General features: G+C 63.2%; 12 protein-coding genes. 5 read left to right on the plus strand and 7 right to left on the minus strand.

Annotated features, from left to right (window positions below; genetic code table 11):
* Positions 1 to 63: 63 nt before the first annotated feature.
* The 4 genes from GJV18_RS17280 (at position 64) to GJV18_RS17295 (ending at position 3,654) form a co-directional block, all read left to right on the plus strand.
* Entirely contained in the window at positions 64 to 1,797 is a 1,734-nt protein-coding gene (locus GJV18_RS17280) for a vWA domain-containing protein (RefSeq protein WP_160347732.1), read from the plus strand.
* Positions 1,794 to 2,375, plus strand: a complete 582-nt coding sequence (locus GJV18_RS17285; protein ID WP_160347733.1) for an RNA polymerase sigma factor — start codon at positions 1,794 to 1,796, stop codon at positions 2,373 to 2,375. The genes GJV18_RS17280 and GJV18_RS17285 overlap by 4 nt, the downstream gene beginning before the upstream one ends.
* Positions 2,372 to 3,037 carry a hypothetical protein gene (locus tag GJV18_RS17290; protein WP_160347734.1) on the plus strand — a complete coding sequence of 222 codons (666 nt, stop codon included), beginning with the start codon at positions 2,372 to 2,374 and terminating at the stop codon, positions 3,035 to 3,037. Before GJV18_RS17285 ends, GJV18_RS17290 begins: the two co-directional genes overlap by 4 nt.
* Positions 3,038 to 3,138: 101 nt before the next feature.
* Complete coding sequence (locus GJV18_RS17295; RefSeq protein WP_160347735.1) at positions 3,139 to 3,654, plus strand: hypothetical protein; 516 nt, start codon at positions 3,139 to 3,141, stop codon at positions 3,652 to 3,654.
* A 31-nt stretch (positions 3,655 to 3,685) separates the two neighbouring features.
* Here GJV18_RS17295 and GJV18_RS17300 read toward each other — a convergent pair whose 3' ends face one another.
* Positions 3,686 to 5,509: a long-chain-acyl-CoA synthetase gene (locus GJV18_RS17300; RefSeq protein ID WP_160347736.1), complete on the minus strand. Its 1,824-nt coding sequence runs from the start codon at positions 5,507 to 5,509 to the stop codon at positions 3,686 to 3,688.
* A 223-nt stretch (positions 5,510 to 5,732) separates the two neighbouring features.
* Between GJV18_RS17300 and GJV18_RS17305 the strand changes: the two genes are divergently transcribed.
* Entirely contained in the window at positions 5,733 to 6,500 is a 768-nt protein-coding gene (locus tag GJV18_RS17305; RefSeq protein ID WP_160347737.1) for a substrate-binding periplasmic protein, read from the plus strand.
* On the opposite strand, the gene GJV18_RS17310 is transcribed toward GJV18_RS17305, so the two are convergent.
* From GJV18_RS17310 to GJV18_RS17335, 6 genes are all read right to left on the minus strand, one after another.
* The gene (locus GJV18_RS17310; protein ID WP_160347738.1) at positions 6,497 to 7,321 is read right to left on the minus strand and encodes an SDR family oxidoreductase; all 825 of its coding nucleotides are present in this window, start codon (positions 7,319 to 7,321) and stop codon (positions 6,497 to 6,499) included. The genes GJV18_RS17305 and GJV18_RS17310 overlap by 4 nt on opposite strands.
* A 93-nt stretch (positions 7,322 to 7,414) precedes the next feature.
* The gene (locus GJV18_RS17315; RefSeq protein ID WP_160347739.1) at positions 7,415 to 9,406 is read right to left on the minus strand and encodes an acetyl/propionyl/methylcrotonyl-CoA carboxylase subunit alpha; all 1,992 of its coding nucleotides are present in this window, start codon (positions 9,404 to 9,406) and stop codon (positions 7,415 to 7,417) included.
* A 121-nt stretch (positions 9,407 to 9,527) separates the two neighbouring features.
* Positions 9,528 to 10,325, minus strand: coding sequence for an enoyl-CoA hydratase/isomerase family protein (locus GJV18_RS17320; protein WP_160347740.1), 798 nt, complete (start codon positions 10,323 to 10,325; stop codon positions 9,528 to 9,530).
* A 201-nt stretch (positions 10,326 to 10,526) separates the two neighbouring features.
* Complete coding sequence (atuD, locus tag GJV18_RS17325; protein ID WP_160347741.1) at positions 10,527 to 11,684, minus strand: citronellyl-CoA dehydrogenase; 1,158 nt, start codon at positions 11,682 to 11,684, stop codon at positions 10,527 to 10,529.
* 18 nt (positions 11,685 to 11,702) lie between these two features.
* Entirely contained in the window at positions 11,703 to 13,319 is a 1,617-nt protein-coding gene (gene atuC, locus GJV18_RS17330) for a geranyl-CoA carboxylase subunit beta (protein ID WP_160347742.1), read from the minus strand.
* A 5-nt stretch (positions 13,320 to 13,324) separates the two neighbouring features.
* On the minus strand, positions 13,325 to 14,194 hold the full coding sequence (locus GJV18_RS17335; protein ID WP_160347743.1) for an SDR family oxidoreductase: 870 nt from the start codon (positions 14,192 to 14,194) through the stop codon (positions 13,325 to 13,327).
* Between the last annotated feature and the right edge of the window lie 19 nt (positions 14,195 to 14,213).

Genomic DNA, 14,213 nt, shown 5'->3' on the forward strand with positions numbered 1-14,213 from the left:
ATATAGAGAAGCGCTGCGTCTACCTGAGCGAATGCATTGTTTGATCGCTCAGGAGATGCCGTCATGTCTGCTTACCCCTTCTTATATCCCCGCCCACTGCTTGCCGGCTTTGCCGCTGGCGTCGTGATCAGCCTTGGTGCCTGCAGCGCCGCCAACCCCGAGGCGCCAGCCAAGGCCGCCGAGCAGGCGCTGCTGGATAACAGTGCCGAGTTGCACGAGCAGTTGCCTGCCCCGGCTGAATTGCAACGCAAGCGCGAGGTAGCGGGCAGGGCGCTGATGCCCAGTGTGGCCTATGCGCCGCTGCCGCTGCCGCTGTCGGTGCAGGCCGATGCCGTGGCGCCGGGCTACCATGACGAGAATCGCGAGCAATACCAGAAACTGGCGGACAACCCGGTGCATGCGGTGGCCGAGACGCCGGTATCGACCTTCAGCATCGATGTGGACACCGGCAGCTACGCTAATGTGCGGCGCTTTCTCAATGGCGGGCAGTTGCCGCCGCAGGATGCGGTGCGTCTGGAGGAGCTGGTCAACTACTTCCCCTACGCCTATCCGCTGCCCAAAGGCGATGCACCCTTTGGCGTGCACACCGAGCTGGCGGCCACGCCCTGGAACCCGGAAACCCGTCTGCTGCGTATCGCCATCAAGGCTTCGGATCTGCGGGTAGAGGAACTGCCGCCGGCCAATTTGGTGTTTCTGGTGGATGTCTCGGGCTCGATGGACCGCCGCGAAGGCCTGCCCATGGTGCAGGCCACCCTGAAGCTGTTGGTCGAGCAGTTGCGCGCCCAGGACAGGGTGTCACTGGTGGTCTATGCCGGCTCGTCCAGCGTGGTATTGGAACCGACCTCCGGCAACGAGAAAGCCAAGATCCGCGCAGCCATCGACCAGCTCAGGGCCGGCGGTTCCACTGCGGGTGAATCGGGTATTCAGCTGGCCTACCAGCAGGCGCAGCAGGGCTTTATCGATGGCGGTATCAACCGAATCCTGCTGGCCACCGATGGCGATTTCAATGTCGGCATCAGTGGCTTCGAGACGCTCAAGCAACTAGCCGCCGACAAGCGCAAGAGCGGTGTATCCCTGACCACCCTGGGCTTTGGCACCGATAACTACAACGAGCAGTTGATGGAACAGCTGGCCGATGCCGGCAACGGCAACTACGCCTATATCGACAACCTGCGCGAGGCACGCAAGGTACTGGTGGAGCAGCTCAGTTCGACCCTGGCCACGGTGGCCAGCGATGTAAAGATTCAGGTCGAGTTCAACCCCGCCGAGGTCAGCGAGTACCGCCTGCTGGGCTACGAGAACCGGGCGCTGAAGCGCGAAGATTTCAGCAATGACAAGGTCGATGCCGGCGAAATCGGTGCAGGTCATACGGTCACCGCGCTCTATGAAGTGGTGCCTGTGGGTAGCAAAGGCTGGCTGGAGCCGCTGCGCTATCAGGCCACTGCAAAAGCCGAGCGCAAGTCGGGCGAACTGGCCTGGCTGCGCATTCGCTACAAGGCGCCAGGGCAGGACGTCAGCAAGCTGCTGGAGCAACCGATTCAGGCCGCCGATACGCGTGCTGTCAGCCAGGCCAGCGAAGATCTGCGCTTTGCCGCAGCGGTGGCCGCCTTCGCCCAGCAGCTCAAGGGCGGTCAATACACCGGGCGCTTCAGCCTGGCCGACAGCGCCGAGCTGGCACGTACGGCCCGTGGCGATGACCGCTTCGGTTTGCGTGGCGAGTTCGTACAGCTGGTGGAACTGGCGCAGAGTCTGCAAACTGATGCGAACCGTTCAACTAGCGCACGAGTACAGCAGTGAATCGACCCCTCACGGATGACGACGCCGCCTTGTTGCGGCGTTACCGCCGCGGTGATGCAGCGGCTTTCGCCGAGTTGTATCAGCGCCACCGGCTCGGCCTGTTTCGTTTTCTCCTTGGCCTGTGTGGCGACCACGCCCTGGCCGAGGAGGTGTTTCAGGACACCTGGATGAGCCTGATCCGCAGCCAGAGCGAGCAGCGCGAGGCGGTGCTGTTCAAGACCTGGTTGTACCAGATCGCCCGCAACCGTCTGATCGATCACTGGCGCAAGCAGGGTCGGCATCAGGCAGGCCATGCCGAATACGATGAACAGCAACATGCCGCGCCCGACCCGCAACCCGGCCCCGAGCAGCAGCTCAGCCTGAGCCGCGATCAGCAGCGCTTGCAGGCCGCCCTGGATGATCTGCCCAGCGAGCAGCGCGAGGTCTTTCTGTTGCGCGCCCAGGGTGAGCTGGAATTGAGCGAGATCGCGGTGCTCACCCAGACCCCCGCCGAGACGGTCAAGAGCCGTCTGCGTTATGCCCTGCACAAGTTACGCCGGCTGCTGGCCGATCCGGCCGCCGAGGAGTTGTCCCTATGAAGCATGATCAACAGCGCCCCGATGTCCAGGAGCAGCAACTGCTGGCGCATTTCCGTGAGCATGCGGGGGGGGAGCCATCCGCCGAGCTGGATGCGCTGATTCTGGGCGCGGCCCGCGCCGAACTGACCAAGGCGTCCCGGCCGGGCCCGGCTCAGCGCCTGCACAACTGGCTGTTTGGTGCCGGCCGCCAGCGCTGGTCCCTGGCCCTGGCGGGCCTGGCCTGTGTGGGGATTGGTGTCAGCCTGACCTGGCGCACCCTGGAACGTACGCCGGATGCCTTCGATGCCGTGCCGGGCGAGGTGCTGATGGCCCCGGCCATGCGCAGCGCAGCACCTGCTGCGCCGATGGCTGATGCCATGCCGGCACCGCAGGCGCGCGAGCGTCAGGCCCTGGCCGAGTCAACGGCCAAGCAATCGCTTAAGAGCGAAGTGGCGCCAACTGAGGAACTGGCCGTGGATGCTGCGGCGCTGACAGCGCCATCAGTGGAGCTGTCACGTCAGGCTGGAGAGGCTGAGTTTGCCCGTCAATTGCGGCGCCTGGAAAAGCTGCGTCGCGAGGGCTGGCAGGACGAAGCCGATCAGTTGCTGCTGCAGCTGATGCGCGACTATCCACAGCGCAATATCGAGCGTGAACTCGGGGCGCTGGAGCCGCAGCCGCAATAGCGGAGTCGCATTCTGATACGGCTGCACGCATGGGCGGCCTTGTCAGAAGCGACCTGGCGCGACAGCATGGCGACCTGAATCTGATGGCGTGATGCTTACCGATGCGAATTTCCATTGCCCTGTTAGGGCTGGCACTACTGGGCCTGGCGGCCTGCGACCAGCCGGAAAAGGCTCCGCCGAGCGTGGCTGAACCGCCGCTGCGGGTGCCCCAGCCCGAAGCCGAGGCTGACGCCGCAGCGCACCGCGCGCCAACGGCTGAGCCTGTGGTCGAGCCGACGCCTGAGCCCGCTGACGTTTCTGAGAGCCTATCGGTGCCGGCTGCGGTCAAGCAGACCGTCCCTGAGGCAAAACCGCCGGCTGCAGCGCGCACGCAACCACAGCCTGCACCCACCGAGGAAACGATGCCCCTGGATCTCAGCCTGCCCGATCACCTGTTGCAGGTGCCGCTGCAGGCCGAGGAGGTGCCACTGGCGCCCTTGCTGCCACCGCTGTTTGATCAGCCGACCGAGCCGGAGAGCCCCTTCCAGTTGCATGGCAAGCTGATCAGCAACGAGCGGGTGGAGGACTACTGGGAGTCCCTGGAAGGGGCGGAGTTGCAGTTCGAGTTCAAGCAGTAGGGCGCTCCGTTTGAGCAGCGCGCCTGTCTGCCTAGAAGCGATAGCGCTGCTGGGTAATGGCCTGGTGCAGTTCGTTGTCCAGGGGCTGGAAGGCGGCGCTGCCCGGCAGTCGCACCCAGAGCGGATCATCCAGCAGATTGGGGTCATAGGCGGCTTTTTTCAGGTCGGCCTTCTTGTACTTGAAGGTGCCGGTGGTTTCCACCTCGCCGAGCAGGCGAATAAACAGCGGCGCGGCATAGACCGGTAGCTCGCTGTCCAGATAGCGGGCCAGGGCCGTACCATCCAGGGTTTTACCCTCGCTCAAACGCAATGCGGCCATCCCGCAGCGGCCATTGGTGCCGGGAATCTCCACGCCATAGACCACCGCATCCTCGACGCCGGGGAAGGCCCCGAGCACATTTTCCACTTCGGTGGTGGAGACGTTTTCGCCTTTCCAACGGAAGGTATCGCCCAGACGGTCGACGAACTGGGCGTGCTTGCAGCCGATATCGCGCATCAGGTCGCCGGTGTTGAACCAGGCATCGCCCTTCTTGAACACGTTGCGCAGGATCGCCGCCTCGCTCTTGGCCGGGTCGGTGTAGCCGTCGAACGGCCATTTGGCGCTGATTTCGCTGATCAACAGGCCTGGCTCGCCCTTGCCTGCCTTCTGCAGAAAGCCTTTCTTGTTGCGGATGACCTGATCGTTCTCCAGGTCATAGCGCACGATGGCGTAGGTGGCCGGGGTAAAGCCCACGGTATTGTCGAAGTTGAACACGTTGGTAAAGCCGATATTGCCTTCGCTGGAGGCATAGAACTCGGTGATCTGCTCGACCCCGAAGCGCTGCTTGAACTCGGCCCAGATCGAGGGGCGCAGGCCATTGCCGATCATGCAGCGCAGGCTGTTGTTTTTCTCCGCTGGGGTCTCGGGCTGGTTGAGCAGATAGCGGCATAGCTCGCCGATATAGCCGAAGCAGGTGGCCTGGTAGCGCGCTACATCTGCCCAGAAGGCGCTGGCGGAGAACTTGCGGCGCAGGGCGATGGCCGCGCCACCGGCGATGGCGGCGCTCCAGCACACGGTAACCGCATTGTTGTGATAGCAGGGCAGGGTCAGGTAGAGCACGTCCTGATTGTTCAGGGTCAGGCCGGAGTGGCCGAAACCGCCGTAGGCCTTGATCCACTTGCCGTGGCTCATGATTGAGGCCTTGGGCAGGCCGGTGGTGCCGGAGGTGTAGATCAGAAAGCAGGGGTCTTTCATCCGGACCTTGGCGCAATCCGGCAGGTTGTCGGTGGCCTTGCTGCCGGCCAGCTGCATCAGGTTGCGCCAGCCGTCCGGGGCCTGGCCGGCATCCTTCAGACAATCCTGATCGGCAATCCAGTAACGTGGCGGATCCTGGTGCAGTTGCTCGGCGACTTCGCCGTAGGCTTCCAGCAATTCAGCTCCGATCACCAGGTGACTGGGGCTGACCAGATTCAGGCTATGGGCCAACACCTTGCCGCGCTGGGTGGTGTTGACCAGCGCACCGACCGCGCCGAGCTTGCTCAGTGCCGCGAGAATCGCCAGCAACTCCAGGCGGTTCTCCAGCATCACCGCCACCACGCTGCCATGGCCCACGCCTTCGGCCTTGAAGGCCCGGGCCAGGCGATTGGCCCAGGCGTTGAACTGGGCATAGCTCAGGCGGCGCGACTCATCCAGCAGCGCCGGGCGTTCGGGATGCAGCTGCGCCGCGCGCTCCAGGGCCCAGCCCAGGGACAGGGGTTTGTCGCGGTTGCGGATACCGGCGTAATAAAGCCCGCGCAACATGCGCGGCACGCGTGGCAGATGCCGGGGCAGGCGGGCAAGAAATCGCAGCGGGGAAATCAGATCGGCTTGGCTCATGGCTCTCGCGCTTGGGGTTGTTATGCGGGGGCGAAGGCAACTCTAGTCCTGCTGCGTGGTGGTGGCCATGACCGGGGCGCGAAGGGCGTCAGGCAGATGGGCAAATACCGGGCACCATGGCCAGCCAGCAGCCTGCTAGACTCTGTGGCACTTTCGTTCCACCCTCTCTTGAGCGTTTTCACAGGCCTTGTTCATGCGTTTCTTTGCCCGTCCTCGTTGCTCTGTGTCTGTCCTGCTGGTGGCTGTTGCCTGGCTGCTGAGTAGTGCGGCCGGCGCCGATAGCCTGCGCGTCGGCTATTTTGACTTGCCGCCTCATACGCCCCAGGTGGGGCAGGCCGACAATCAGGGCGCGGCCATTGCCTACTTCGAGCAAATCGCCGCACGCATGCAGCTGAGCGAGGTGAGTTACCAGCGCTACCCACTCCCGCGCCTGTTGCTGATGCTCGAACGCGGCCATCTGGATATGGCACTGATTTTGGCCAAGACCCCGGAGCGTGCAGAGCGCTTGGTCTATCCGCAACAGCCCTTTGTGCGGGTGCAATCGGTGTTGCTGGTGCCGCACCAGCATCCTCTGCAGAAGGTGGATACCGTAGAACAGCTGCTGCCGCTGCGCCTGGGGGCCTGGCAGGATGGCTACCGTTCACCGATGCTGCGCGATCCACGTCTGCAGCTAAGCACCCTGAACAGCAGCAATGTGGTGCGGCAAAGCCTGGAAATGCTCGCAGGAGGGCGGCTGGAGGCGTTCTATCATCCCGATGATCTGGCTGTGCGCTATCAGATGCAGGAGATGGGCATGCAGGCGCGTATTCGCCTGTTGCCCTTGCCGGAGCAGGAAATGCCGCTGTATTCGGTTTTCTCACGGCCGGCGGCCAGGGTCTACCTCGACCGCTATGAGCGGGCTCAGGCCGAGGTGGTGGCGCAGCAGGGCTATGGGGCGTTCTTTGCCGCGCGTCTGCTGCCGGTGACTGCGCCCCAAGCGGTTGGTCGCTAATCGACAAACAGGTCAGGAATCAGTGCGCCACCCTGCGGGTCGAAGCGATAGTGCTCGAACTCGCTGACACCCTGTTCGCGCAGAATCTCCTCGTCGATCAGCAGGCGCCCAGTGATGCTGCGGCCATGGCTCGCCAGAATGGCGTGGGCGGCGTCGGCCATAATGGCGGGGGTGCGGGCGCGCTTGAAGGCATCGCGGCTACCCAGTTCGAACTCGATGGCGGCGGTGGCGATCATGGTTTTCGGCCACAGTGAATTGACGCTGATACCGTACTTCTTGAACTCCTCGCTCATGCCCAAGGTAAGCATGCTCATGCCGTATTTGGTCACGGTGTAGGGGCCGTGTTGGGCAAACCACTTGCTGTCCATGTTCAGCGGCGGCGACAGGTTGAGGATATGCCCGCCCGCGCTCTGCTTAAGGAACGGCAGGGCCGCCTGGCTGCAGACCATCACCGCGCGGGTGTTGATCTGGAACATCAGGTCGAAGCGCTTGGGTTCCAGTTTCTCCACCCCCACCAGCTTGATGGCGCCGGCGTTGTTGACCAGCACGTCGATGCCGCCAAAGTGTTCGGCCGCCTGGGCCATGGCGTTTTTCACCGCGGTTTCGTCACGTACATCGACCTGCAGGGCCAGGGCCTTGCCGCCGGCAGCTTCGACTTCGGCAGCCACCGAGTGGATGGTGCCCGGCAGCTTGGCGTGGGGCTCGGCGCTTTTCGCCGCGATCACGATATTGGCGCCGTCACGGGCAGCGCGCAGAGCGATTTCGCGGCCGATGCCACGGCTGGCGCCGGTGATAAACAGGGTTTTGCCTTGCAGTGACATAGGGCTCTCCAATTTTATTTTTATGTAGGGTGGATGACGCTTTTCTCATCCACCTTGGTGACGTGGTGGTGGATGGGTAAAGCGCCATCCACCTTACGGGGCGTCTGCAGCTTCGATTTCCACCAAGAGCTGGCGGTTTTTCACCTGATCGCCACGGCTGACGCCAATCCGACGCACCACGCCGTCGATGCTGGCCTTGAGCGGGTGTTCCATCTTCATCGCTTCCAGCACCACCAGCAGTTGGCCCTTGCTGACGCTGGCACCTTCTGCCACCAGCACCTCGACAATGGCTCCGTCCATCGGTGCCTTGACGCTGCCCGAGCCGGCGCCGGTGGTGCTACTGACCGGCAGGTGAGTGATATCGGTGAGCTGCAGGTTGCCGTTATGGCCGTACAGCCAGAGGTTGTCGCCGGCCAGGTGGTAGGCCAGGCGCTGGCGAATGCCGTCCAGCTCCAGAGTGGCCCAGCGGCCGTCGCTGGCCAGCAGCTTGAGGCTGACCTGTTGCTCGCCAACCTTGGCCAGCAGACTGGGCTGTGAGCCGTCGCCCAGCACTTCCAGCTCCACGGTGAACTGCTGCTCGCCCTGCTTGAGCAGAAAACGCCAGGGCGCGCTGCCAGCATTGCGCCAGCCGGAGAGGCCAGGCTGATGGGCGCGGGCATTGGCCGACTGCTGGAACAGCAGGGCGGCGGCACTGGCCAGCTCGGCAGCCTTGGGTGGTTGCGGACTCAGGCTGGGGTCATTGGCGAAATGCTCATTGATAAAGGCGGTGGTGGCGTTGCCGGCAGCGAACTCGGGGTGGCTGAGCAGGTTGGCGAGAAAACGCTGGTTGCCATTCACACCCAGCAGCACGCAATCCTCCACCGCACGCACCAGCTTGCGCCTGGCTTCCTCGCGGGTGGCGCCATAGGCGATCACCTTGGCCAGCATGGGGTCATAGAACGGCGTGATGGCCTGACCTTCGACCAGGCCGTGGTCGATGCGCACGCCATCGCGCAGTGCCGGCTCCCAACGCAGGGCGGTGCCGGTTTGCGGCAGGAAGTTGTGGGTGGCGTCTTCAGCGTACAGGCGCACTTCCATGGCGTGGCCAGTGAGGCGGATTTCATCCTGCTTAAGCGGCAGCGGCTGGCCCTCGGCCACGCGAATCTGCCAGGCGACCAGGTCCTGCCCGGTGATCAGTTCGGTGACCGGGTGTTCCACCTGCAGGCGGGTGTTCATTTCCAGAAAGAAAAACTCGCCGCTCTGGTCCAGCAGAAACTCCACGGTGCCGGCGCCGACGTAGTTCACCGAGGCCGCCGCTTTCACCGCCGCCTCGCCCATGGCTTTACGCAACGCAGGCGTCATCACCGGGCAGGGCGCTTCCTCGACCACCTTCTGATGGCGACGCTGCACCGAGCAGTCGCGCTCGCCAAGGTAGACGATATTGCCGTGGGCATCGCCAAATACCTGGATTTCCACATGGCGCGGCTGGATCACTGCCCGTTCCAGAATCAGCTCACCGGAGCCGAAGGCATTCTGCGCTTCGGAGCGGGCGGTGCGGATCTGCGCCAGCAGCTCGCTGGATTCGTGTACCAGACGCATGCCACGACCGCCGCCACCGGCGCTGGCCTTGATCATCAGTGGGTAGCCGATACGCTCGGCCTCGCGGCTCAGGGTCTCGTCGTCCTGGGCGGCGCCTTCATAGCCGGGAATGCAGGGCACGCCGGCTTCGAGCATGGCGATCTTCGACAGGCGCTTGCTGCCCATCAGGTGGATGGCTGCAACTGTGGGGCCGATAAACACGATGTTGGACGCTTCGCAGGCGCGGGCAAACTCGGCGTTTTCCGAGAGAAAGCCGTAGCCGGGGTGGATGGCATCGGCGCCGGTCTTCTGCGCTGCGCTGATGATGTTCTCAATCAGCAGATAGGACTGATTGACCTGGGCCGGGCCGATGCATACCGCCTCATCGGCCAGCTGCACATGGCGGGCATCGCTGTCGGCCTCGGAGTAGACGGCTACGGTGCGGTAGCCAAGGTCCTGGGCGGTGCGCATCACCCGGCAGGCGATTTCCCCGCGGTTGGCGATCAGGATTTTGTTGAATGCGGGCATCTGTGTGCTCCTGCTGGTCGATCCGGATTTCGTCCGTCGGTGTTGGCGTAGGGTGGATCACGCTGTATCGATCCACCGGGCGGTGTTCGGTGGATGTAAAAAACGACATCCACCCTATGTTCTACTGGGCCCACTTGGGCGGGCGTTTCTGTATGAAGGCCATGGTGCCCTCAACGCCTTCGGCGCCGGTCACCGCCGCGGCAAACTGCTCGGCGGCGCGGTCGAGCAATGGGCCTAGGGCTTCGTGCTCACTGGCCAGCAACAGGGCCTTGGTCTGGGCATTGGCGCCGGGGGCGCATTGGCGCACCTGGCTGAGCACCTGCTGCAGGCGGGCATCAACGGCTTCGCTATTGGCTTCACTGAAATGCACCAGGCCCAGACGCTCGGCCTCGCTGCCGTTAAAGCGGGCGGCGCTCAGGGCCAGGCGGCGGGTCTGGGTCAGGCCGATGCGCTTGACCACAAAGGGCGCGATCTGCGCTGGCAGAATCCCCAGGGTGGTTTCCGGCAGGCCGAACTTGGCGTCCTGCTGACAGATGGCGATATCCGACACGCAGGCCAGGCCGAAACCGCCGCCCAGCACTGCGCCTTCCAGTACGGCGATCAGCACCTGTGGCGTGTTCTGCGCTTCTTCCAGCAGGCTGCCGAAGGCGCGGTTAAGGCTGCGGTAGGCATCCCCGCCAGCGGCACGCGCGCCGGCCATATCCTTGATATCGCCACCGGCGCAGAAATGGCCACCGGCACCACGCAGGACAATGGCGCGCACGCTTGGATCATTGCGCAGGCTTTCCAGTACGGCGCGCAGCTCCGTGACCATGGCCAGGCTCATGGCGTTGCGGCTGTCCGGGCGGTTAAGGGTGATATGCAGCACGCCGGCGTCGAGGCTTAGCAGCAGGGTTTCGCAGTTCGGTAGGTCGGCCATGGCTGGCTCCTTGATGTATGCGCAAGGGGAAGGTGGCCGTAGGGTGGGTCACGTTTTATCGACCCACCGAGCGGTACCACGGTGGACGTAAAAAGCGACGTCCACCCTACGTTTTTCCGTTCTTAGCCCTTCTTTATGGCCAGCCATCCCTGGCGGCCACCCTTCGGGCCGTCGCTACGCGACGTTAAAAATAGCTCCCGGCTATTTTTTCTTGCCCGGCAGAATGCCCATCAGCTTGCAGATAATGCCCAGCATGATTTCGTCGGCACCGCCGCCGATGCTCACCAGGCGTACGTCGCGGTAGGCGCGGGCCACCGGGTTTTCCCACATGTAGCCCATGCCGCCCCAGTACTGCAGGCAGCTGTCGGTGACTTCACGGCCCAGACGGCCGGCCTTGAGCTTGGCCATGGAGGCCAGGTTGGTGACGTCGCGGCCGCGCACATACTGCTCGGTGGCCTGGTAAACCAGGGCGCGCAGGCACTCGACTTCGGTCTGCAGCTCGGCCATGCGGAAGTGGATGACCTGGTTGTCGATCAGCGCGTTGCCGAAGGTCTTGCGCTCCTTGCAGTAGTCGATGGTGGCGTTGATGCAGTGCTCTAGGCCTTTGATCATGTTGGCCGCGCCGAACAGACGCTCTTCCTGAAACTGCAGCATCTGCATCATAAAGCCGGCGCCTTCGTGGCCGATGCGGTAGCGCTGCGGCACGCGCACGTTGTCGAAGAACACCTGGGCGGTCTCCGAGCTGCGCATGCCGAGTTTGTCCAGATGCGGGCTGACGGTGATGCCCGGGGTGTTCATTGGCACCATGATCAGCGACTTATTGACGTGGGGCTTGTCGTCGCTGGTGTTGGCCAGCAGGCAGATAAAGTCGGCGGACGGCGAGTTGGTGATCCACATCTTGCTGCCGTTGATTACATAGTCGCTGCAGTCTTTCTTGGCGGTAGTCTTTAGCCCGGCCACATCGGAGCCGGCACCCACTTCCGAGACGCCGATACAACCGACCATCTCACCGGCAATCGCAGGCTTCAGGAACTCTTCGCGCAGTTCATCGGAGCCGAAGCGCGCCAGGGCCGGGGTACACATATCGGTCTGCACGCCAATGGACATCGGGATGCCACCGCAGATGATGGTGCCGAACTCTTCGGCGGCGACGATCGAGTAGCTGTAGTCCAGGCCCATGCCGCCGAATTTCTCCGGCTTGGAGATACCCAGCAGACCCAGGTCGCCGGCTTTCTTGAAAATATCGTGGATGGGGAAGCGGCCGTCCTTTTCCCACTGCTCGACGTGGGGGTTGATTTCCTTGTCGACAAAATTACGGACCGTGCGGCGCAGCTCTTCGTGTTCTTGGGTGAAGATCATTTCTTATTCTCCGAAGGGTTACAGGCGGGCTACGCCGAAAGTGGTGGTTTTAAGCGGGCGAACAGCGGCTTCGGCACAGATATCCAGCAGGTAGCCAAGCAGCTTGCGCGTATCGCGGGGGTCGATCAGGCCGTCGTCCCACAGGCTAGCGGTGCCGTAGAGCGCGGTAGACTGGCTGTCGAGTTTTTGCGCAGTGACTTGCTCAAGCATGTCGAGCATCTTCGGGTCGGCTTCCTTGCCTTCCTTCAGGTGTTTTTCCTCGGTGACGATGCGCAGCACCTTGCCGGCCTGGGCGCCGCCCATAACGGCGGTTTTACTGTTGGGCCAGGCGAAGATAAAGCGCGGGTCCAGGCCCCGGCCGCACATGGCGTAGTTGCCGGCGCCGTAGGAACCGCCAACGACTATGGTCAGTTTCGGCACCGTGGCGTTGGCCACGGCCTGGATCATCTTCGAGCCGTGCTTGATCACCCCGAGCTGTTCCGACTCGGTGCCGACCATAAAGCCGGTGGTGTTGTGGAAGAACAAGATCGGCGTATTGCTCTGCTCGCACAGCTGGATAAATTGCGCCGCCTTGGCCGCACCCTGCGGGGTGATCGGGCCGTTGTTGCCGATAAAGCCGCAGCTCTGGCCTTCGATCTGCAAGTGGCCGCAGACGGTCTGGTTGTCGAACTCGTTCTTGAAATCGAGAAACTCTGAACCATCGGCGATACGGGCGATGATTTCGCGCACGTCGTAGGGCTTTTTGGCATCGGCCGGTACCAGACCCAGTAACTCTTCAGCAGGGTACAGCGGCTCACGGTAGACCTTGGCCGGCCGCGCCGGCAGTTGGGCATTCCACGGCAGCATGGCAAGAATTTCCCGTGCCATACGCACTCCGTCGGCGTCATTCTCGGCCAGGTATTCGGCGGTGCCGGCGACCTGGGCGTGCATCTCGGCGCCACCCAGTTGCTCATCGGTGGCGATCTCGCCGGTGGCGGCTTTCAGCAAGGGTGGGCCTGCGAGAAACATCTTGGCCTTGCCGCGCACCACCACCACATAGTCCGACAGCCCTGGCTGGTAAGCCCCGCCCGCGGTGCTGGAACCGTGCACCACGGTGATCTGCGGCAAGCCCATGGCCGACATACGTGCCTGGTTGGCAAAGCCGCGCGCGCCTTCCACAAAAATATCCGCCGCGTAGTTAAGGTTGGCACCGCCACTTTCGGTCAGCGCCACCACCGGCAGTTTGTTCTCGAAGGCGATCTGCTGCAGGCGCAGGGTTTTCTTCAACCCGGTGGGGGAGATGGTGCCGCCCTTGATCGCACTGTTGCTGGCGGTGACCAGGCAGCGCACCCCGGCGATATAGCCGATACCGGAAATAATCCCGCCGCCGGCCTGGGTGCCATCCTTGTCGTCGTGCAGCTTGTAGCCGGCCAGGGAGCAGAGTTCGAGAAAGGGCGCGCCAGGGTCGAGCAGCAGATTCAGGCGTTCACGGGGTAGCAGCTGGCTGCGCTTTTCGAACTTGGCTTTGGCATCAAGCGCCTTGTTCAGGCAGTTCTGTTCGATCTGGCGAAAGCTGGCCACGGCCGCCAGCATGGCGTCGCGGTTGTTGGCGAAGTCTTCGCCATGCACGTCGATCTCGGATTGGATAACCGGCATGGGTCTTACTCCTGATCTTTCAGCACATCGGGCAGATAGGCCCGGTGGAAGCCGTTATAGCTGTGGCTGTTTTTCGCCTTGCCCAGGGTCCAGGCGCGGGTGCCCTGGCTGGCGGCGCCGTCGATGCGGATGGTATTGCCGCTGATAAAGTTGGCGCCGGGGCTGAGCAGAAAGACGATGGCGGCGGCCACCTCGGACTCGCTGCCGATGCGTTGCAGCGGCACTTGATCCTTGAGCGAGCGGATCATGGTCTTCATCGATTCGGGGTAGGTGTCCATGCCGCTGGAGGCGATCCAGCCCGGTGCTACGGCGTTGACCCGCACCCCGGCATGGCCCCATTCGTAGGCGGCGGTCTTGGTGAAGTTCTCCATGCCGGCGCGCGCCGCACCGGAGTGGCCCATACCGGGCATGCCGCCCCACATATCGGCGAGCATATTGACGATTGAGCCGCCATGTTTGCTCATGCTCTGCAGGAAGACTTCCTTGGCGATCAGAAAGCCGCCGACCAGGTTGGTGCGCACGACGGTCTCGAAGCCTTTCTGGTTGATGCCAATCAGCGGCGCGGGGAACTGACCGCCGGCGTTGTTAACCAGATGATGGATCTGTCCGTGCTCGGCGACCACGGCTTTGACCATAGCCTTGACCGCCTCTTCATCACGGATATCGCAGACCTGAAAGCTGGCGCTGCCGCCGTCTTCAATAATCTCGCCGCAGGTGGCTTCGAGCTTTTCCAGCTTGCGCCCCACCAGCACCACATGGGCACCCAGGTTGGCCAGCTCATGGGCGGTGCAACGGCCGATACCGCTGCCGCCGCCGGTGACCATGATGGTCTGGTCGCTAAACAGGCCGGGTTTAAAGACTGAGTCGTATGGCATTGTTGTTATCGTCCTAGTC

Source organism: Pseudomonas xionganensis (assembly GCF_009763245.1).
Classification (GTDB): Bacteria; Pseudomonadota; Gammaproteobacteria; order Pseudomonadales; family Pseudomonadaceae; genus Aquipseudomonas; species Aquipseudomonas xionganensis.

Bases quoted from the DNA above. Each gene is read 5' to 3' on its own strand.
- GJV18_RS17280 (WP_160347732.1), top strand. From the start codon at position 64: ATGTCTGCTTACCCCTTCTTATATCCCCGCCCACTGCTTGCCGGCTTT.
- GJV18_RS17290 (WP_160347734.1), top strand. From the start codon at position 2,372: ATGAAGCATGATCAACAGCGCCCCGATGTCCAGGAGCAGCAACTGCTG.
- GJV18_RS17295 (WP_160347735.1), top strand. From the start codon at position 3,139: ATGCGAATTTCCATTGCCCTGTTAGGGCTGGCACTACTGGGCCTGGCG.
- GJV18_RS17300 (WP_160347736.1), bottom strand. From the start codon at position 5,509: ATGAGCCAAGCCGATCTGATTTCCCCGCTGCGATTTCTTGCCCGCCTG.
- GJV18_RS17310 (WP_160347738.1), bottom strand. From the start codon at position 7,321: ATGTCACTGCAAGGCAAAACCCTGTTTATCACCGGCGCCAGCCGTGGC.
- GJV18_RS17315 (WP_160347739.1), bottom strand. From the start codon at position 9,406: ATGCCCGCATTCAACAAAATCCTGATCGCCAACCGCGGGGAAATCGCC.
- GJV18_RS17320 (WP_160347740.1), bottom strand. From the start codon at position 10,325: ATGGCCGACCTACCGAACTGCGAAACCCTGCTGCTAAGCCTCGACGCC.
- atuD (WP_160347741.1), bottom strand. From the start codon at position 11,684: ATGATCTTCACCCAAGAACACGAAGAGCTGCGCCGCACGGTCCGTAAT.
- atuC (WP_160347742.1), bottom strand. From the start codon at position 13,319: ATGCCGGTTATCCAATCCGAGATCGACGTGCATGGCGAAGACTTCGCC.
- GJV18_RS17335 (WP_160347743.1), bottom strand. From the start codon at position 14,194: ATGCCATACGACTCAGTCTTTAAACCCGGCCTGTTTAGCGACCAGACC.